Source organism: Camelimonas lactis, assembly GCF_004342915.1.
GTDB lineage: Bacteria > Pseudomonadota > Alphaproteobacteria > Rhizobiales > Beijerinckiaceae > Camelimonas > Camelimonas lactis.
The window spans coordinates 114344-134376 of sequence record NZ_SLWL01000007.1 but is presented as its reverse complement, the minus strand read 5'-3'; the positions used below and the strand labels follow the sequence as shown (position 1 = coordinate 134376).

At 66.6% G+C, this 20033-nt stretch carries 15 protein-coding genes; 10 read left to right on the top strand and 5 right to left on the bottom strand.

The features are described from left to right. Window positions 1-25: 25 nt before the first annotated feature. Window positions 26-2200 (bottom strand): catalase/peroxidase HPI, encoded by a 2175-nt coding sequence (gene katG, locus EV666_RS09700; protein WP_132006763.1) that lies wholly within the window; start codon window positions 2198-2200, stop codon window positions 26-28. 146 nt (window positions 2201-2346) lie between these two features. Between katG and EV666_RS09695 the strand changes: the two genes are divergently transcribed. From EV666_RS09695 to EV666_RS09675, 5 genes are all read left to right on the top strand, one after another. Beyond that, on the top strand, window positions 2347-3297 hold the full coding sequence (locus EV666_RS09695) for a LysR substrate-binding domain-containing protein (RefSeq protein WP_132006760.1): 951 nt from the start codon (window positions 2347-2349) through the stop codon (window positions 3295-3297). A 227-nt stretch (window positions 3298-3524) separates the two neighbouring features. Further along, window positions 3525-3989, top strand: coding sequence for a hypothetical protein (locus EV666_RS09690; protein WP_132006757.1), 465 nt, complete (start codon window positions 3525-3527; stop codon window positions 3987-3989). 16 nt (window positions 3990-4005) lie between these two features. Then, entirely contained in the window at window positions 4006-4659 is a 654-nt protein-coding gene (locus tag EV666_RS09685; protein ID WP_245514331.1) for a L,D-transpeptidase, read from the top strand. Between the two features lie 120 nt (window positions 4660-4779). Next, window positions 4780-5817, top strand: a complete 1038-nt coding sequence (locus EV666_RS09680; protein WP_132006754.1) for an amino acid ABC transporter substrate-binding protein — start codon at window positions 4780-4782, stop codon at window positions 5815-5817. Between the two features lie 254 nt (window positions 5818-6071). After that, entirely contained in the window at window positions 6072-7373 is a 1302-nt protein-coding gene (locus EV666_RS09675; protein WP_132006751.1) for a class I SAM-dependent methyltransferase, read from the top strand. 27 nt (window positions 7374-7400) lie between these two features. Here the strand turns inward: EV666_RS09675 and EV666_RS09670 are convergent, their stop codons facing one another. Both EV666_RS09670 and EV666_RS09665 read right to left on the bottom strand, forming a co-directional pair. Further along, the gene (locus EV666_RS09670; protein ID WP_132006748.1) at window positions 7401-9047 is read right to left on the bottom strand and encodes an AMP-binding protein; all 1647 of its coding nucleotides are present in this window, start codon (window positions 9045-9047) and stop codon (window positions 7401-7403) included. Between the two features lie 185 nt (window positions 9048-9232). Beyond that, complete coding sequence (locus tag EV666_RS09665; RefSeq protein ID WP_132006745.1) at window positions 9233-10453, bottom strand: ABC transporter substrate-binding protein; 1221 nt, start codon at window positions 10451-10453, stop codon at window positions 9233-9235. Window positions 10454-10762: 309 nt separating this feature from the next. Here EV666_RS09665 and EV666_RS09660 point away from each other — a divergent pair, with 309 nt between their 5' ends. The 3 genes from EV666_RS09660 to yghU all read left to right on the top strand — a co-directional run bounded on the left by EV666_RS09660 (window position 10763) and on the right by yghU (window position 15283). Next, on the top strand, window positions 10763-11824 hold the full coding sequence (locus tag EV666_RS09660; protein ID WP_132006742.1) for a glycosyltransferase family 4 protein: 1062 nt from the start codon (window positions 10763-10765) through the stop codon (window positions 11822-11824). A 246-nt stretch (window positions 11825-12070) separates the two neighbouring features. Next, window positions 12071-14248, top strand: coding sequence for an amylo-alpha-1,6-glucosidase (locus EV666_RS09655; protein ID WP_245514339.1), 2178 nt, complete (start codon window positions 12071-12073; stop codon window positions 14246-14248). 162 nt (window positions 14249-14410) lie between these two features. Further along, window positions 14411-15283, top strand: coding sequence for a glutathione-dependent disulfide-bond oxidoreductase (gene yghU, locus EV666_RS09650; RefSeq protein ID WP_132006739.1), 873 nt, complete (start codon window positions 14411-14413; stop codon window positions 15281-15283). Window positions 15284-15345: 62 nt separating this feature from the next. Here the strand turns inward: yghU and EV666_RS09645 are convergent, their stop codons facing one another. Beyond that, window positions 15346-16395, bottom strand: coding sequence for an NAD(P)-dependent alcohol dehydrogenase (locus EV666_RS09645; RefSeq protein ID WP_245514338.1), 1050 nt, complete (start codon window positions 16393-16395; stop codon window positions 15346-15348). 92 nt (window positions 16396-16487) lie between these two features. Next, window positions 16488-17279 carry a PaaX family transcriptional regulator gene (locus EV666_RS09640; protein ID WP_132006733.1) on the bottom strand — a complete coding sequence of 264 codons (792 nt, stop codon included), beginning with the start codon at window positions 17277-17279 and terminating at the stop codon, window positions 16488-16490. A gap of 151 nt (window positions 17280-17430) precedes the next feature. Between EV666_RS09640 and EV666_RS09635 the strand changes: the two genes are divergently transcribed. Both EV666_RS09635 and EV666_RS09630 read left to right on the top strand, forming a co-directional pair. Continuing rightward, window positions 17431-18219, top strand: coding sequence for a crotonase/enoyl-CoA hydratase family protein (locus EV666_RS09635; RefSeq protein ID WP_132006730.1), 789 nt, complete (start codon window positions 17431-17433; stop codon window positions 18217-18219). A gap of 53 nt (window positions 18220-18272) precedes the next feature. Then, the gene (locus EV666_RS09630; protein WP_132006727.1) at window positions 18273-19802 is read left to right on the top strand and encodes a class I adenylate-forming enzyme family protein; all 1530 of its coding nucleotides are present in this window, start codon (window positions 18273-18275) and stop codon (window positions 19800-19802) included. Window positions 19803-20033 lie beyond the last annotated feature (231 nt).

The window sequence follows — 20033 nt, the reverse complement described above, 5'->3', positions numbered from 1 at the left end:
GCCACCCTGGACTGGACGCCAGGGATTACGCGACGTCGAAACGGTCGGCGTCCATGACCTTCACCCAGGCGGCGACGAAGTCGTCGACGAACTTCCGGGCGTTATCGTCCTGGGCGTAGACTTCGGCGTAGGCGCGCAGCACCGAGTTGGAGCCGAACACCAGGTCGACGCGGCTCGCCGTCCACTTCACCGCACCGCTCTTGCGATCACGGATGTCGTACCGGTTGGCGCCGGTCGGGTCCCAGCTGTAGGCCATGTCGGTCAGGTTGACGAAGAAGTCGTTGGTCAGCGCCCCGACCCGGTCGGTGAACACGCCGTCCTTCGAACCGCCATGGTTGGCGCCGAGCACGCGCAGACCGCCCACCAGCACCGTCATCTGCGCTGCCGTCAGGCCCAGCAGCTGGGCCCGGTCGAGCAGCATCTCTTCGGGCATGACCGCATAGTCCTCCTTCTGCCAGTTGCGGAAACCGTCAGCGAGCGGCTCCAGCACGGCGAAGGATGCGACGTCGGTCTGGGCCTCGGTGGCGTCGCCACGGCCCGGGGTGAACGGAACGGTGACGTCAAAACCCGCGGCCTTGGCCGCCTGCTCGACGCCGACGTTGCCGGCCAGCACGATGACGTCCGCGATGCTGGCGCCGGTTTCGGCGGCGATCGGCTCCAGCACCGACAGCACCCGCGCCAGGCGCTCCGGCTCGTTGCCGGCCCAGTCCTTCTGCGGAGCCAGACGGATACGCGCGCCATTGGCGCCGCCGCGCTTGTCCGAACCACGGAAGGTGCGGGCGCTGTCCCAGGCCGTGGCCACCATGTCGGCGGTCGAAAGGCCGCTGTTCATGATCCTCGCCTTGACGGCGACCACGTCATAGTCCGTGCGGCCAGCCGGCACGGGATCCTGCCAGATCAGCTCCTCGGCCGGGACGTCCGGTCCGAAATAACGCGAGCGCGGTCCCAGATCGCGGTGGGTCAGCTTGAACCAGGCGCGGGCGAACGCATCCGTGAACGCCTCGAAGTCGTTCATGAAGCGCAGCGAAATTTCGCGATAGATCGGATCGACCTTCAGCGCCATGTCCGCGTCGGTCATCATTGGCATGACGCGGATGGAGGGATCTTCGACGTCCGCCGGCTTGTCCGCGTCGGCGATGGTGATCGGCTCCCACTGATAGGCGCCGGCCGGGCTGCGGGTCAGCGTCCACTCGTGCTTGAACAGCATCTCGAAGAAGCCATTGTCCCACACCGTCGGGTTCGTGGTCCAGGCGCCTTCGATGCCGCTGACGACCGCGTCGCGACCAACGCCGCGGCTGGTGCGGTTCAGCCAGCCAAGCCCCTGATCTTCAATGGCCCCGCCTTCCGGCGCCGGGCTGAGAAGCCCCGCGTCGCCATTGCCGTGGCCCTTGCCGACGGTGTGGCCGCCGGCGGTCAGCGCAACGGTTTCCTCATCGTTCATCGCCATGCGGGCGAAGGTTTCCCGCATCATGTTGGCGGTTTTCTGCGGATCCGGCTGGCCGTTGACGCCTTCCGGGTTCACGTAGATGAGGCCCATCTGCACGGCGGCCAGCGGATTGGCCAGGGTTTTGGCGTCGGCGAGATCGCCATAGCGGCTGTCGCTTGGCGCCAGCCACTGCTTCTCGTCGCCCCAGTAAATGTCCTTTTCCGGGTGCCAGATGTCCTCGCGGCCGAAGGCGAAGCCGTAGGTCTTCAGGCCGGCGCTCTCATAGGCGATGGTGCCGGCGAGCGCGATCAGGTCGGCCCAGCTGATCCGGTTGCCGTATTTCTTCTTGATCGGCCACAGCAGGCGACGCGGCTTGTCGGTGTTGGCGTTGTCCGGCCAGGAGTTCAGCGGCGCGAAACGCTGGTTGCCGGTGCCGGCGCCGCCGCGACCGTCGGCGATGCGGTAGGTGCCGGCGGCGTGCCAGGTCATGCGCACAATGGTGCCGACATAGTTGCCCCAGTCAGCCGGCCACCAGTCCTGGCTGTCGGTCATCAGGGCGCGAAGGTCGTTCTTCAGCGCCTCAACGTCGAGCTTCTTCAACTCCTCGCGGTAGTTGAAGTCCTTGCCCATCGGGTTGGTCTTGACGTCGTGCTGGTGAAGAATGTCCAGGTTCAGCGCGTTCGGCCACCAGTTGGTGACCGAGGATCCGGTCACGGTCAGTCCGCCATGCATGACCGGACATTTGCCGGCCTTTTTTGCTTCGATGCCATCCATGCCATTTCCCTTCAGAGCCTGCTGCGTTGACGTCGCGTCATGTCCAGGCGACCGGATCCGCTGGCGACGTCTGCCTTGAATGGTTCTAGGCAAATGCGGTCATAATGAGAACTTGAATTTTCAAATAGCGTCGATAATTATTTCAAATGATATCGATCCGCCATCTCCGCTATTTCGCCGCCCTCGCCCACCATCGCCATTTCGGCCGCGCCGCCGACGCCTGCGCCATCAGCCAGCCGGCGCTTTCCCTGCAAATCAAGGACCTTGAGGAGCTGCTCGGCGCGCCGCTGGTGGAGCGCGACCACCGGCAGATCCGGCTCACCAGCCTGGGCGAAGCTTTCGCCAGCCGCGCCCGCGATATCCTGCGATCCGTGGATGAGCTCGCCGATCTTGCCCGCGCCTCCAGCCAGTCGCTGGCCGGCGACCTGCGCATCGGCATGATTCCCACGGTGGCGCCTTACCTGCTGCCGGCGGTGATCCGGCGGCTCGGCGACCTGTTCCCGGCGGTGGACCTGCGGCCGCGCGAGGCGGTGACGCAAAAACTGATCGAGGATCTGACCAACGGCCGGCTGGACGTCGCCATTGTCGCCCTGCCGGTGCTGGAGCCGGTGTTGCAGGAGCTGCCGCTGTTCGAGGAGGAGTTTGTCCTTGTCCGGCCGTCCGCCGACAGGATGAAACCTCCCCCCTGCGCGGATGCGTTGCGGGAAATGCGGCTGCTGCTGCTGGAAGAAGGCCACTGCTTCCGCGATCAGGCGCTTGCATTCTGCAACATGGCGCCCGGCGCGCCGAAGGACCTGATGGAAGGCAGTTCGCTCTCAACCCTGGTGCGCATGGTCGGCGCCGGCATCGGCGTCACCCTGATCCCCGAAATGGCGGTGGCGCCGGAAACGGCTTCCATTGATGTGAGCACGGTCCGGCTGGCGCAACCGCGCCCGTCGCGCACCATCGGCATGGTCTGGCGCAAGACGAACCCGCTGGCGGAGCGGTTCGCGCAGATCGGCGAGGTGGTCTGCGAGGAACACGCGAACCTGCTTGCGAATCCGCCAGCCCCGGGGACCTGTCAGGCGAACGGGGCTGGCGCGCAGGACGCCCCCTGAAACCGGGAGACCGCATCGGCCAGGTCGCGGATGCCGGAGCGGCGGCGGCGATGTTTCCGCAAGGAGATGTCCACTTTTTGGGATCATGCTCTGGCGTTCCGGCCCCCCGCCGTCCAGGATGCGGCAAACAGCTGGCGCGCCGTTGCCCGTTTCCGGGAGCCGGGCGCCGGATGATCATCATGTGGGAGAGGGAACGTATGACACAGACATGCGACGAGGACGCGTGGATGAAGCGTCCAGGACTCGCCGCCCGCGCCTGCGCCGTGGCGCTGCCGCTTGTGCTGGCCGCCTGCAGCCTGGGCGACAGCCTGTCGCCGACGGCGCGGGCCCCCAGCCCAACCGGCGTCTCGCGCGACGCGCTCGTGGGCAGCTGGGGCATCGCCTCATTCCACACCGACAAGGACCGCAAGCGCACCGAGGCCCAGGCCAAAGCCCAGTGCAGCCAGCCGTACAAGATCGTTCGCGGCCCCAATGACGGCGTGATGATGCACGTGGCGGATGACGCCAAGCTCTATGAGCTGCGCCTGAAAGCCGGGCCCGACGGCCGGACCTATGTCGGCTTTGAATCCCCCGCCGGCGATCCGCAGGACCGCGAGCTGCTGTCCATCACCCCCAATGTGCTGACCATGCGGTTTGTCGATCCCGACGCGCACCGGCGCTATGGCACCTTTGTCTTCGTCCGTTGCAGCTGACGGGGAGCAGCGCGTCATGAAATCCGATCGAAATATCTTCCATCGTCTTGTGAAGCCCGGCCTTGTGATGTCCGGTCTTGCGCTGGCCTGTATGGCCGCCGCGCCCGCCTTCGCGGCGCCGCAACCGCCGCGCCCGCCGGCCGAGATCCGCGAAACCATGGATATCGGCGACGAGCCGGGCCGCATTTCCACGGAGGAGGTGCGCATCACCGACGGCCCCTTCGCCCGCCAGATGGTGCTGTACCGCACCAGCGAGGCCCCGGGCACGGTGATCATCCATTCCGACGAGCGCTTTCTCTACGTCGTGCAGGGCAATGGCCGGGCGCTGCGTTACGGCATTGGCGTGGGCCGCGAAGGCTTCACCTGGTCCGGCAAGGTTCAGGTCACGCGCAAGGCCGAGTGGCCGGACTGGCGGCCGCCGCCGGACATGCTGAAGCGCCAGCCGTACCTGCCGCGCTTCATGGCCGGCGGCCCTGGCAATCCCATGGGGGCCCGCGCGCTCTATCTGGGCTCCACGGTGTTCCGCATTCACGGCACCAACCAGCCTGAAACCATCGGGCAGGCCATTTCGTCCGGCTGCTTCCGGCTCGCCAACGGCGACATCATCGACCTGTACGAGCGGGTTCCGGTCGGCACGAAGGTCATCATTCGCCACAAGGCGACGCTGTAAGCCGCGCATCGACGGGCGAAGCCAACGCCCCCCAAACGTCTCTCAACATTGAGGAGGGGCCCGGCGCCAGCAGGCCGGCGTCCGCTCCAGACCGCAAATATGCGAAAGGGAAAGGGAGCCATGTCCAAGTCCCCATGGACCAGCCTGCGCCGTTTCAGCGGCGTCGCCGCTGGCGTGATGGCCGGCGTCTTCGCCATGTCGGCCCAGGCGGGAACGCTTGATACGGTCAAACAGCGTGGAACGCTCAACTGCGGCGTCAGCGAAGGCGTCATCGGCTTCTCGGAGAAAGACGACAAGGGCGTCTGGCGCGGCTTCGACGTCGACTTCTGCCGCGCCGTCGCGGCCGCGGCGCTCGGCGACGCCAGCAAGGTCACCTTCACCCCCCTGTCCGCCAGCCAGCGCTTTGACGCCCTGAAGGACGGCAAGGTGGACCTGCTGTCGCGCAACACGTCGTGGACGTTGGGCCGCGAAGCCGGGCTCGGCCTCGCCTTCGCCGGCATTACCTATCACGACGGCCAGGGTTTCCTGGTGAAGCGCGCGCTGGGCGTCGACAGCGCCCTGTCGCTGGACAAGGCGAAGGTCTGCGTCGAGGCCGGCACCACCAGCCAGCTCAACCTCGCCGACTTCTTCAAGGCCAATTCCATGACCTATGAAGAAAAGGTGTTCCCGAACGCCGCCGAGGCCACCGCCGCCTTCGCTGACGGCAAATGCGACGTGCTGACCCGCGACCAGTCGGCGCTGCATGGCGAGCGCCTCAAGCTGCCGAAGCCGGCCGACGCCGTGGTGTTGCCGGATGTGATTTCCAGGGAGCCGCTGGGGCCCGTGGTGCGCAGCGATGACTTCCCGTGGTTCAACGTGGTGAAGTGGGTGAATTTCGCCCTGGTCAACGCCGAGGAACTGGGCATCGCCGCCGCCGACGTGGAGAAGGCCCTGCAATCGCAGAAACCTGAAGTGCGCCGCTTCACCGGCGCCGAAGGCAATTTCGGCAAGGCGATGGGCCTCGACCCCGACTGGGCGATCCGCGCGGTGAAGGCCACAGGCAATTACGCGGAAATCTACGAGCGCAACCTGGGCTCCGGCTCGAAGCTCGGCGTGCCGCGCGGCCTGAACCAGCTCTGGAACATGGGCGGCGTGCTCTACGCCCCGCCGATGCGCTAGGCGCGCCTGGCGCCTCCTTCGCGGTTTCGTCGACAAGCCGGCTTTCATGAAAGGCTCCGGGGCGTTCAGCCGCCCCGGGGCGGCGGGTCATGTGGCCCGGCCGACGCCTCACGCGCGGCGCCCACCAGCTGGAGCGGAAACAACCGCGACGCCACGTTGCGTTCGCGAACGCGGCGGTACAAAAAGACGGAGCCGAAACCGGTTCAGTCCGACCGGTCGCGGCGCCGGTCCCGGGCGGCCATACAGGAACCGACATGTCAGCCGAAAAACGCCTCGCCACGTTGAAACAGCTACTGACCCACGTGCGGGAGCGGCTGCAACTGAAGCCAGGATTTTTCCTCTGGGACGGGTCGCGGGTTCCGGCGGACTACCCGGAAACCGGCCTCGGCGTTTATCTGGGCGACGAGGGCGTGGTTGGCGCGCTGGTCCGGCGCCCCTCGGTCGCCACCCTCGCCAACCTGTGGGCGGCGGGCCGGGTCGATATCCGCAATGGCGACGTGTTCGATCTGGTGGCGGCGAAACCGGCCGTGCGCACCCGCGAGTTCCGCCGCACCCTCGACCGCAAGCTGGCCCTGCGCGCCGGCGCGCAGTTCCTGTTCACGCCGCGCGGCGGCCCATGGCCGCTGGAAGACATCGCCAGATCCGCGCCGAGCGACGGCGACGCTGGCGAGAACCGCAAGAACATCAGCTATCACTACGATGTCTCCAATGATTTTTACCGGCTCTTCCTTGACGAGCGCATGGTCTATACCTGCGCCTATTACAAGGACTGGGCCAATTCGCTGGAACAGGCCCAGGTCGACAAGCTCGACATGACCTGCCGGCGGCTGCGTTTGCAGCCTGGCGAGACTTTCCTCGATATCGGCTGCGGCTGGGGCGCGCTGATGGCGCACGCCGTGACCTGTTTCGGCGTCACGGCGCACGGCGTCACCCTGTCCGAACAGCAGGCGCAGCTGGCGCGGGCGCGGTTCGAGGCGCTGGGCATCGCCGACCGCTGCACGGTGGAGCTGATCGACTACAGCAAGCTGCCCGGGGCGGAGCGCTTCGACAAGATCAGTTCACTGGGCATGATCGAGCACGTGGGCATCGCCAATTATCCGACCTATTTCAGTACGATGCAGCGCCTGCTGAAACCCGGCGGCCTGTTCCTCAACCACGGCATTGTCCGGCCTGGCAAAAGCGCCACCAGAAAGAAGAAGCGCGCGGATTTCGCCGCCCTCACCCGCTACATTTTCCCCGGCGGCGAATTGGAGACGCTCAGCGGCACGCTGACGGCCATGGAGCGCGGCGGCTTTGAAATTCGCGATGTGGAATGCTGGCGCGAGCATTACATGCGCACCTGCCGCGCCTGGCACGACAGGCTGCTGGCCAATCGCGACGCCGCCATCGCCGAGGTCGGCGAGGTGAAATACCGCGTCTGGCTGATGTATCTGGCCGCCTGCTCCATCGCCTTCGAGCGCAACAATGTCGGCATATACCAGACGCTGGGCCAGAAGCGCCTGAAGGGCCCGTCCAACCTGCCGCCGACCCGCGCCGACCTGTACCGGGTGGTGTGAGACGGCGTTAGCATCTCCCCCCGCCGCCTACCCCCGCCTTTTCAGACCCCGCAGATCGATCGTCCCATCGGCCTTGCGCGGATCGGCCCCGGCGGCGAACAGTTCGCTCTTTTGCACCTTCTGGGTGCTGGTTTTGGGCAGCGCATCCAGAAACAGCACCCAGCCCGGCGGCTTGAAATAGGCCAGCCGCTCGTTGGCCCACGCGAACAGGGCCCGCGCCGTGTCCTCGCTGGCGGTTTCAGGCGCCCGCAGCACGATGCAGGCGAAAACTTCCTGCTCGCGCACCTCGTCGGGCGCCGCCACCACCGCCACTTCCGCAACGTCCGGGTGCGCCAGCAGCGTCGCCTCCACCTCGGCGGCCGCGATGTTCTCGCCGGAGCGACGGATGATATTCTTGTTGCGGTCGACGAAATACAGCATGCCGGTTTCGTCCTGGCGCACCACGTCGCCGGTGTGGAACCAGCCGCCGCGCCAGGCCTCCGCCGTCGCTTCGGGGTTCTTGAGATATTCCCGGAACATGCCAAGACGCGGATTATCGCCGCAACGGCGCACCAGCAACTGTCCCTCCTGCCCCACCGGCAAGTCATGGTCGTCGGCGTCAACGACGCGGGCGTCGAGGTCCAGCCCCGGCCGGCCGAGGGGCCGGCCCATGGCGCGGGTGTGGATCATGCGCGGCTCGGTATCGGCGAAGAAGCCGCCGCCGGTTTCGGTCATGCCCCACAGTTCGAGCAGCGGCGCGCCGACGCGTTCCTCGAAGGCGCCATGAATCTCCGGCTCGACGCCGGCGCCCAGCATGAAGCGCAACCCGTGCGCCTGGTCTTCTGGCGTCGGCTCCAGTTTCATCAACATGCCGGGGATTACGCCGAGATAGTGGGCGATGGTGGCGCGGCTGTCGGCCAGCTCCCTCCACCAGCTGTGCGGATGAAAACGGTCGGGCAGGATGACGCAACCGCCGGTCATCAACGCCGCCATGAAGCTGAACACGCCGGCGTTGATATGAAACAGCGGCAGGGGATTGTAGATGCGCTCCAGCCCCTCGCGATATCGTCCGAGGCCGGTATTGCCGCAGCAGCCCCGTCCAACGCTGACGTAATACTGGTTGGTGGCGACGCAGCCCTTGGGCCGGCCGGTGGTGCCCGACGTGTAGTAAAGGCAGGTTTCCGTATCCAGATCCGGCGTCGCCGGTCCGGCCGGGGTGCGCGCCGGCGCAAATGGCGCGTCCGACGTGACGTCGTGCAGCGGCGGTGGGTCGGCGCACAGGTCGAGCGCGCGCCGCGCCTGCTCCAGCCGCTCGGGCAAGGCGACCAGCAACGATGCTTCCGCATGCTCAAGCAGATAGCGCATTTCGTCGGGCCGGTAGTCCGGGTTCACTGGCGCGAGCGATACGCCGAGGCTGTTGAGGGCGAGAAAATGGAAAAAATGCTCCGGCCGGTTTTCCAGCAGAACCGCGACGCGATGGCCAGGCCCATAGCCGGCGGCGCGATAACGGGCGGCCAGATCATCGACAATGGCGCGGGTGGCGGCGTAGGTGTATTCCACCCCCTCCGGCAGATACGGCCGCGTCGCCAGCGGCCCGACGGCGATGAACGCATTGTCCGGGTAGAGCGAGGCGACGTTGCGGAAGATGGCGAAAACCGTGGGCGCGGCAAGCGTCTCCGGCGTGATGCGGTTCATGGCGGCGTTCCTGCCCTGGGGCGTTCTCCGGCGGCGCGGAGGCCGCCTTGTGTCAGGAAAACGCGTCGAAACATGCGGTGGCGCAGAACCTGTCCGGCCTGAACGGTTCTGCCCGTGTCCTTTCGCTGGAGAGCTTGCCGGCGACGTCCAGGGATGGCGGCGCCCCATGAACAGCCGGCGCGCCGTCAGCGTTTTTTCGATGAATCAATCACCGGCCCAAACCGCACGTACTGCTTTCCGTCAAAGCGGATGAGCTGCAACTGTTCGATCGGATAGTGATCGTCCGGCGCCGTGTTGATCTCGATGCCTGGCAGCAGCAGATCGGAGCGGAAATGCTTCAGATTGGCCGCCTGCTTCATGATGTTGGCGGGGGTCACGTCGTCGCCCGCCTGACGCAACACCTGCTCCATCGTCTGGGCGGCGACATAGGCGTAGACGGTCAGCGCGTCCTTGCGGTCCGCGTCGGGCAGATATTTGTCATAGAAGGCATTCCATTTTTTGAACGCCGGATCGTCCTTCCACTCCGGATCGTTGGCGTCCTTCAGATAGGCGCTGGAAATAATGTCCTTTGCATTGTCCAGTCCGGCGGGGCCAAGCACGGCAGCGATGGAATTGGCGTTGCTACCCAGATAGTGCGTCGGTTTCCAGCCCAGTTCAGCGATCTTGCGAATGGCCTGGGCGGCGAATTTCGGCGTGGTCATGTTCATGAACACGTCGGCGCCAGAGGCTTTCAGCTTGACGATCTGGGAATCGATAGTCGGATCGGTGGATTCATAGGAGGCTTCGGCGACGATCATCTTCGCCTTGTCGCCAAGACCATCCTTGAAGCCCTTGAGGACGTCGCGGCCAAAATCGTCGTTCTGATACAGAACCGCGATCTTCGCATCCGGCCTGGTCTGGAGAATATTCGCCGCGAACGCCTTGCCCTCGGTCTGGTAGCTGGGCTGGAAGCCCATGGTCCATGGCCATGCGGCCTGGTCGCCAAATTTCGTCGCGCCGGAGGCGATGAAGATGTGCGGAATCTTGTGGCCGTTGAGATATTTCAGCGTCGCGGAGCTGGTCGGGGCGCCCAACGATCCATACATCACCGCCACCTGATCGTTTTCCACCAGCTTGCGGGTCTGCTCCACGGTCTTGGGCGGACTGTAGGCGTCATCATAGGTGATGAAGCGTATCTGGCGCCCGCCAACGCCGCCCTGATCGTTCATCATGCGGAAATAGGCCGCCGGAACCTTGCCGAGCACCGCATAGACCGCGGCGGGGCCGCTGTAGGCGTTGACGTTGCCGATGCGGATTTCGTCCTTGCCAGCCGGCTTGTCCTGCGCCTGCGCGCCGCCCGCCAACGCCAGCGCCAGCGCGCCCGCTGCGGCGCACAGCGCCGTTCCTGTCCGCGCCGCGCGCAGCATTGCGTGGATTCTGCCTCTGCCGGCCATCCCGTTTCCTCCACCTGTCATCTTTACCTGCGCCGGTGTTCCGGCTTGTGGCGGGAGTGTCGGCTATTGTCGCCGGGCGCGTCAATCAGAACGGCGCCGCGCCGCCGCGCCGCATCCCGTGCGACATAGCGCCATACCACGACGCCCGGTGGAACGTTTTCATGGTTAACGCCGTTGTCCGGTTGGCTTGCCAGAAACAGTTGCCGCTGCCGTTGCAAAGACAGCCGGCCCGAGAGGTTCTGCGCCGCGTGTCCGCGGCTTCCCAGTGCTGACGGTGACGCCATGAAAATTGCCCAGATCGCGCCCCTGGCCGAGCGCTGTCCTCCGAAATTCTACGGAGGCACTGAAAGAATTGTTTCCTATTTGACCGAACAACTTGTTGATATGGGCCATGATGTGACGCTGTTCGCCAGCGGCGATTCCGTCACCGCGGCCCAGTTGCGCGGGTGTTCCGGGATGGCGCTGCGGCTCGATCCCGACGTCCAGGAACAGTTGCCCTGGCACCTGGCGATGGTGGACCGGGTGCGGCGCCAGGCCCGCGAGTTCGACGTGCTGCATTTTCACGTGGATCTGCTGCATTTTCCGATTTTCCGGGACATCGCCCACAAAACCATCACCACCCTGCATGGCCGTCAGGATTTGCCCGATCTGCCGCCGTTTTACCGGCAGTTCCCCGAATTCCCGCTTGTCTCCATTTCCCATGCCCAACGCACGCCGATGCCGGCCGGGGTAACGTGGGCCGCCAATGTCTATCACGGCCTGCCGGAGCGGCTGCTGACGCCGCAGAACAGCCCGGACGGCGACTATCTGGCTTTTCTCGGCCGGATTTCGCCGGAAAAGCGGCCAGACCGCGCCATCGCCATCGCCGCCAGGGCCGGCATGCCCTTGCGGATGGCGGCGAAGATCGACCGCGCCGACGCCTGCTACTGGGCGGAAACCATCGAGCCCATGGTGCGCGCCTGCGACTGCGTGACGTTCCGCGGTGAAATCGGCGAAACCGAAAAACCGGAGTTCCTCGGCAATGCCCGCGCCCTGCTGTTTCCCATCGACTGGCCAGAGCCGTTCGGGTTGGTGATGATTGAAGCCATGGCCTGTGGAACGCCGGTCATCGCCTGGCCATGCGGCTCGACGCCGGAGATTATCGACCACGGCGTCACCGGTTTTCTGGTCAATTCGATCGATGAGGCCGTGGCGGCGGTCAGGATGGCTGGCGAACTGGACCGCGACAAGGTCCGCGCCAGGTTTGAGCAACGCTTTTCCGCCGCCCGCATGGCCCGCGACTATCTGGCGGTTTACGAGCGCCTCACGAACGCCCGCCCCGCCGCGCCGCTGCTGATCGCCTGACCCATAGCGCCCGAGCGGCTCCGGCGCGGGCCGGTCGCGGATTTTTGGCATGGCCAGAATTTTGCTGCATGTTTTTGTTTGGCTGCATGCCTGTTGTCCGGCTGCCCGCCGACGCCCATGGCGCGCTGCTTGCGCGTTTCCATCACCACGGGGCGGCGTCTGCGCCGCCTGAACAAGCCCCGGGAAATTTCCAGGAGGCCCATCATGGAAACCGCCCGACCGATGTCGCTGACGCCGTCCCAGACGATGGCCAGCGGCGCAGCTTCCAGCGAACCTGAGACCGACCTGTGGTCGGTGCAAAGCGACGCCTCCCTGCAGGAGACGCAGCCGCGCGCCCTCAAGCAGGGCGACGCCTTCGCAGTGTTTGACCATCACGGCGACGCCCTCTCGGGCCCCAGGAGCCCGGAAGGGCTGTTCTGGCGCGATACCCGGCACCTGTCGCATCTGGCCATGACCGTATGCGGGCGCCGGCCCATGCTGCTGTCCTCGATCCTGCGCGACGATAACGCCACGCTGACATGCGACCTGACCAATCCGGATGTGTTTGACCAGGACGGCGAACTGCGCATGGCGCGGGACGCCCTGCATATCCGGCGCTCCTGCTTCCTGTGGAACGCCGCCTGCCACCAGCGGGTGGTGGTGAAGAACTATGACCAGAAGCCGCATCGGGTGATGATCGCCATCACCTTTTCCGCGGACTTCGCCGACCTGTTCGAGGTGCGCGGCTCCCGGCGCGAGCACCGGGGCGAGCGTCATCCACCAGAACCCGCCGCGAACCACGTCCGCCTGTCCTACACGGGGCTCGACCAGCGGGTGCGGGTGACGACATTGGGGTTCGACCCCGAGCCGTCACAACTGACCGGCAATCGCGCCGTGTTCGAGTTCACCCTGGCGCCGCGCGAGAGCCGCACCCTTTACATGGAGGTGAGTTGCAGGACGCCGGGCGTCAACCGTTCGCCTGCGCAGGGCTATTTCACCGCCCTGCGGGATTCGCGGCGCGACCTGCGGCGGCTCTCCGGACGCGCGGCGGCGGTCAGCAGCTCCAACGACGTGTTCAACGAGGCGCTGCGGCGCAGCGTCTCCGACCTTTACATGCTGGTGACGGACACGGAGGACGGCCCTTACCCTTACGCCGGCATTCCCTGGTTCAGCACGGTGTTCGGGCGCGACGCCCTCATCACCGCCCTGCAAACCCTGTGGCTGGACCCGGAGATCACGCGGGGCGTGCTGCGCCATCTCGCCCGCAACCAGGCGACGGAAACCGATGCGCTGGCCGACGCCGAGCCGGGCAAGATCCTGCACGAAATCCGCCATGGCGAGATGGCCGAGCTGCGCGAGGTGCCCTTTCGCCGTTATTACGGCAGCGTTGATTCAACGCCGCTGTTCGTCGCCCTGTGCGGCGCCTATCTGCGGCGTACAGGCGACGTGCGCGCCATCCAGCAATTGTGGCCCCATGTGGTGGCGGCGCTGGACTGGATTCGCACGTCCGGCGACCGGGATGGCGATGGCTTTGTTGAATATGGCCGCCAGACGCCGGACGGGCTGGTGAACCAGGGCTGGAAAGACAGCTTCGATTCCGTTTTTCACGCCAACGGCGCGCTGGCGCACGGCCCCATCGCCCTGTGTGAAGTGCAGGCCTATGTTTACGCCGCCTGGCAGGCGGCGAGGGACATGGCGGCGGCGCTGGGCGACGGCGCGACCGCCGCCGCCTGCGAGACCCGGGCCCGCGACCTGCGGACAGCCTTCGACGCCGCGTTTTTCGATGAGGAACTGGGCACCTATGTGCTGGCCCTCGACGGCGACAAGCGACCTTGCCGGGTGCGCGCCTCCAACGCCGGCCACGTGCTGACCTTTGGCCTCGCCCTGCCGGAACGGGCCGTGGCGGTGGCGAAGACCCTGATGGCGCCCGGCAGCTTCTGCGGCTGGGGCGTGCGCACGGTGCCGGAAACCGAGGCGCGCTATAACCCCATGAGCTATCACAACGGCTCCGTCTGGCCCCATGACAATGCGCTGGTCGCCTATGGGCTGCGTCGCTATGGCTACAGGGCGGAAGCCGGCCAGATTTTTGCCGGCCTGTTCGCCGCCTCCACCTATATCGAGATGCGCCGGTTGCCCGAACTGTTTTGCGGCTTCGCCCGCCAGCGCGGCCAGGGCCCCACCTTCTATCCGGTCGCCTGCTCGCCCCAGGCCTGGGCGGCGACCGCCCCCCTGTTCATGTTGCAGGCCTGCCTTGGCGTTTCATTCGACCCGGCCGGCAACGCCATCTCCTTCACCGAGCCGCTGCTGCCCCCGTTCCTCGACGAGGTCACGATCCGCAACCTGCGCATCGGCGAGGCCTCCTGCGACATTGCGGTGTCGGGGCGGCAATCCATCGTGCACGTGCTGCGCCGCAGCGGCCCGCTGAAGGTGCTGGTGACGGCCTGAGGCGATTTCAAGCCACCAGGGCGGCGTCTGGCTGGCCGCCAGCCATGCGCGGCGGGCATGCGCCGGGGCTTTCAATGGCGGCGTTTGGTGGCGATGATGCTGCCCTTCAGGGAGCCAGCGAAGCATCCAGGCTCCAGATTCGCACCCATGGGAGAGCCCCGCATGAGCGATGCGTCCGAATACACGCCGCCGAAAGTCTGGACCTGGAGCAAGCCGAGCGGCGGCGCCTTCGCCAATATCAACCGGCCGGTCGCCGGCCCCACCCACGACAGGGAGCTGCCGGTCGGCAAGCATCCCCTCCAGCTTTATTCGCTGGCCACGCCGAATGGCCAGAAAGTCACCATCATGCTGGAGGAACTGCTGGCCGCTGGTCACGCCGGGGCCGAATACGACGCCTGGCTGATCCGCATCAATGAGGGCGACCAGTTCGGCAGCGGTTTTGTCGCGGTCAATCCGAACTCAAAGATTCCGGCCCTGCTCGACCGTTCAGGTTCCAAACCCATCCGCGTGTTCGAATCCGGCGCCATTCTGGTTTATCTGGCGGAGAAGTTCGGCGCCTTCCTGCCAACGGAGCCGGCGGCGCGGGCCGAATGCCTGTCGTGGCTGTTCTGGCAGATGGGCAGCGCCCCGTACCTTGGCGGCGGCTTCGGCCATTTCTACGCCTACGCCCCGGTAAAGATCGAATACGCCATCGACCGTTTTGCGATGGAGGCCAAACGGCAGCTCGACGTGCTGAACCGCAGGCTGGCGGAGGCGCCCTGGCTCGGCGGCGACGCCTACACCATCGCCGACATGGCGGTGTTCCCCTGGTACGGCGCCCTGGCCAAAGGCCAGGTCTACGGAGCCGCCGGCGAATTCCTGTCGGTGCACGAATATCCCAACGTCATCGCCTGGGCCGACCGGATTCTGGCGCGCCCGGCCGTCCGGCGCGGGCGGATGGTCAACAACGTCAACGGCAAGCCGGAAAACCAGCTGCACGAGCGGCACGACGCGTCCGATTTCGACACAAAGACCCAGGACAGGATTGGCGGCTGAACCCCATTGTCGCGGCGGGGAAAACCGCCGCGACGCGCGCCGCTCCCGCATCAATGCCCACCTCAGGCCGCGCCCGGCAGCGTCTTCATGTCGATGACGAAGCGATATTTCACGTCGCTCTTCAGCATGCGCGCATAGGCGTTTTCAATCTGGTCCATGGCGATCATTTCGATATCGGCAGTGACGCCATGCTCACCGCAGAAATCCAGCATTTCCTGGGTTTCGGCGATGCCGCCGATAATCGAGCCGGCGAACCGGCGCCGGTTCGGCAGCAGGCTGAAGACATTCACCGGCAGCGGCGCGTCCGGCGCGCCCACCTGCACCAGCGTGCCGTCGCGGCGCAGCATGCCGAGATAGACATTGACGTCGTGCGGCGCGGCGACGGCGTCGATGATCAGGTCGAGCTTCGAACGCCAGGCCGCCATCGCCGTGCTGTCGGTGGACAACACCACCTCATCGGCGCCCAGACGTTTGCCGTCGGCGACCTTGGACGGCGAGGTGGTGAACAGCACGACGCGCGCCCCCAGCGCATGGGCGAATTTCACCGCCATGTGGCCAAGCCCGCCAAGACCCACCACCCCGACGGTCTTGCCAGGCCCGGCGCCCCAATGGCGCAGCGGCGACCAGGTGGTGATGCCGGCGCACAACAGCGGCGCGACGCCGGCCGGATCAAGGTTCTGGGGCGCGCGCAGCACGAAATCTTCCGTCACCACCACATGGCTGGAATAGCCGCCGAAGGTGTGGCCGCCGCTGACCCGGTCCTTGCCGTTGTACGTGCCGGTGGCGCCCTTCTCGCAATATTGCTCCAACCCCTCCCGGCAGTTCTCGCAGGAACGGCAGGAATCGACCAGGCAGCCGACGGCGGCGATATCGCCCACCCGAAACTTCTTCACGTCGTCGCCGACCGCCGTCACCCGCCCGACAATCTCGTGGCCCGGCACGCAGGGATAGAGCGCGCCGCCCCACTCGTTGCGCACCGTGTGCAGGTCCGAATGACAGACGCCGCAATACTGGATTTCGATCAGCACGTCGGATGGGCCGGGATCGCGGCGATTGAACGAAAAGGCGCCCAGCGGCGTTTTTGAATCCCTGGCCGCAAAGCCGGTGCACATGAACATGGCGTTCGCTCCCTCTGGCCTGTCACTGCCCGTCCGAACGACCCGCAGCAACCGCCTGAACCATCATCGCCGCCATGATGGCGGATTCAGGCGGGGTTGAGAACGGCGCGCCAGATATCCCTGCTGCGCGCCTGATACGCCTCAAGCGCTTCGACCAGATGACGGCGCGGCGCGTCCGGCGCCATTTCCGCTGGCAACAGCGGGTCGCGCAGCATCTGGCCGATCAGGGCGCGGCCAAGCAGCAGGCATTCCCGGGCCGCCGCGCGCGGCTCCAGCGCCGGCAGCCTGCGCCCGCTTTCTTCGAGCAGACGCAGCCGGTCCGCATAGTCCGCCGCAAGCGCCCGCACGTCCCACAGGGCGCGAATGCCGGCGCATTGCTCCAGGGTGAATCCGCTGGCGACAAACACCTGCGCGCCTTCCCCAAGCCCCAGCGCCTGCAAATCCGCGCGCAGCGCAAGGACGCCGCCGCGCAGGTTGTCGGGGCGGAGCCACAGCCCGCCAGACCAGCCGCGAAAACCGCGCAGATCCAGCGCCCGGCAGTGGCGTCGCAACAGGGTGCGGTCGCGCCGGCTGACGCCGGCGTCGTGCACGGCGATCCATCCACCCGACCAGGTCGCCATGGCGTCTATCCGCCGCCGCCAGGCGCTGACATCGCGTTGCAACGGCCGTCCGGCGACGTTGAGGGCATAGAGCGCCCGCCCCTGCCGCAGAATTTTTTTCTGACGCAACAGCCGGGTGATGGCGACGCGCGCCACCGCTTCGCCGTGCCCGATGATGGCGCAACCCTCGCACAGATCGCGCGCGGACATGGGCCGGCCTTCGTGGGCCGCGAGCAGATCGAGCACAACGGTGGTGGCGCTGGGCGGGGGCGCATCCATGCGGGGCCTGTCTCCTGATCCATCTACGAACGCTGACGACGCCGGTCGTTCATACGGAACCACCGCCGCCGCGTCACCGCTTGACGGGTCAGGTGCAAAATTTCATTATTTGCCGATTATGTATGAAAAATGAAATAAAAGGAGACGACCCATGACCGATCCTTCCCCGGCCGTGAGGGTTGAACGCAGCGGGCCCGTCACCACGATCATCATGAGCCGGCCCGAACGGCGAAACGCCGTCGATGGCCCCATGGCAGCCGCCCTGCGCGCCGCCTTCCACGATTTCGAGGCCGACGAAAGCCAGCGCGTCGCCGTGCTCTGGGGAGAGAATGGCGTGTTCTGCGCCGGCGCCGACCTCACCGCCGTCAACGATCCGGCCCGCACCCATGATCTCGATCGGGAGGGCGGCGGCGATGGGCCGATGGGGCCGTCGCGCATGGCGCTATCGAAACCCCTGATCGCCGCCGTGTCGGGTTACGCGGTGGCCGGCGGCCTGGAGCTGGCGCTGCTCGCCGACATGCGGGTCGCCGAGGAAGGCGCGATTTTCGGCGTGTTCTGCCGGCGCTGGGGCGTGCCGCTGATCGACGGCGGCACCGTGCGCCTGCCGCGCGTGGTCGGCATGGGCCGCGCCCTCGACATGATCCTCACCGGCCGGCCGGTTGACGCACAGGAAGCCCTGGCCATGGGCCTCGCCAACCGCGTCGTGGCGCAGGGAGAAGCGCGCGCCGCCGCCGAGGAGCTGGCGCGCCAGATCGCCGCCTTTCCCCAGGCCTGCATGCTGGCGGATCGCAAATCGGCGTTCGCCCAGTGGGATATGCCGCTGGCGGAGGCCCTGCGCCAGGAGGGCCGGGACGGCGCGCCCATCGTCGCCATGGAAGGCAAGGCCGGAGCGATGCGCTTCGAACGCGGCGCCGGCCGGCACGGCCGCTTTGGCGAGTAAAATGCGGCGAACGCGCCGGCCACAGTGACAATACATGCAGGGGGAAACTGGCCATGTCCGCTTCAGGCGCGACCTGTCTTGAACTGATCGAACGCGGCGCCCGGCAGAACGCCGCCCGCACGGCGCTGGTCTGGGGCGACCGGTCGTGGACCTTCGCCGAGGTCAACGCTGAGGCCAACCGGCTGGCGCATGCCCTCGCCGCGGCGGGCGCGGCGCAGGGCCAGCGCGTGGCGCTGCTGGTCAACAATGGCCCGCACAGCGTGCCGCTGGACTTCGCCTGCGTCAAAAGCGGGATCAACCGCGTGCCGCTCAATGCCCGGCTGTCGGCGGCGGAGCACGCGCGCATGGTGCAGGAGGCGCAGTGCGCCGTGCTGGTGTTCGGCGACGACCTGATGGAGCGGGCCCGCGAACTTCAGCGCCTGTGCCCCGGCCTTGCCTGCCACGGCCTCGGCGCCGCCCTGCCCGGCGGCGTTGACCTGCTGCAAACCGCCGCCAGCCAGCCCGCCACGGCGCCGGACATCACCGTGCGGCCGGATGACATCCTGCTCACCCTCTACACCTCCGGCACCACCGGCGTGCTCAAGGCGGCGCAACATACCCAGGGGTCTTACGCCGCGGTCTGCCGCAACATTCTCATCAACCTGTTTCCCATAGGCGAGGACGACGTGATGCTGCACGCCGCCTCGCTGATCCACGCCAGCGGCACGTTCGTGCTGCCGTTCTGGCTGCGCGGCGCGCGCACGGTGGTGCTGCCCGGCTTTACCCCCGGCCCGTTCCTGGAAGCGATCGCCGCCCATGGCGCCACCGCCATCAACCTTGTGCCCACCATGCTGCAAATGCTGCTGGAGCACCGGGACCTCGACGCCCACGACCTGTCGTCGCTCCGGCACATCATCTACGGCGCCTCGCCGATGCCGCGCGCGGTGATTGATCGCGCCATGGCCCATTTCGGCCAGCACCGCTTCTGGCAGTACTATGGCCAAACGGAAGCGCCGCTCTGCCTCGCCGTGCTGCGGCCGGAAGACCATGTGGGCGACCTGCTCGGCGCCTGCGGCCGGCCATCGCCGGATGTGGAAATCCGGCTGGTTGACGCTGACGGCGCCCCGGTTCCGCAAGGAGAGCCCGGCGAAATCCTCGTGCGCGGCCCAATGTCCGTCGCCGGCTATTTCAACGCCCCGGAACTGACGGCGGAAACCTTTGATGCGGACGGCTGGGCGCACACGCGCGATGTCGGCGTGTTCGACGACCGGGGCTTCCTGCACCTGCGCGACCGCACCTCCGACATGATCATTTCCGGCGGCTACAACGTCTATCCGCGTGAGGTGGAGGACGCGTTGCTGACCCACCCCATGGTGCTGGAATGCGCCGTGGTTGGCGCGCCGGACCCCAAATGGGTCGAGGCGGTGACGGCGTTCGTCGTACTGCGCGCTGGCGAAACCGCGACGGAAGCGGAGCTGATCGCCCACGTGGCCGGCCAGGTCGCGTCCTACAAAAAGCCGCACCGGGTGCTGTTTGCCGACGCCATTCCCAAGACGGCCGTCGGCAAGCTCGATCGCAAATCATTGCGGGCGCGGCTGGCCTGATCTGGCCGCCGGGACTGACTTTGGAGACGGGGTCACGAAGCTGGTCCGGGCCGTTTCCAGACCGGTCGCCGCGCCTTTCGGCCGGCGACCGTTTCAATTTGTTCCAAACGGTTCCAACTCGTTCGTATCCCCCCCATTCCCCGCGTCATAAACTCAGGATGACGATTAAACGCTGATGCGTCCCTGGCAGCCCTGTCCGCTGCGGGAGGCCCAGGAAATTCAGCCGGCTGT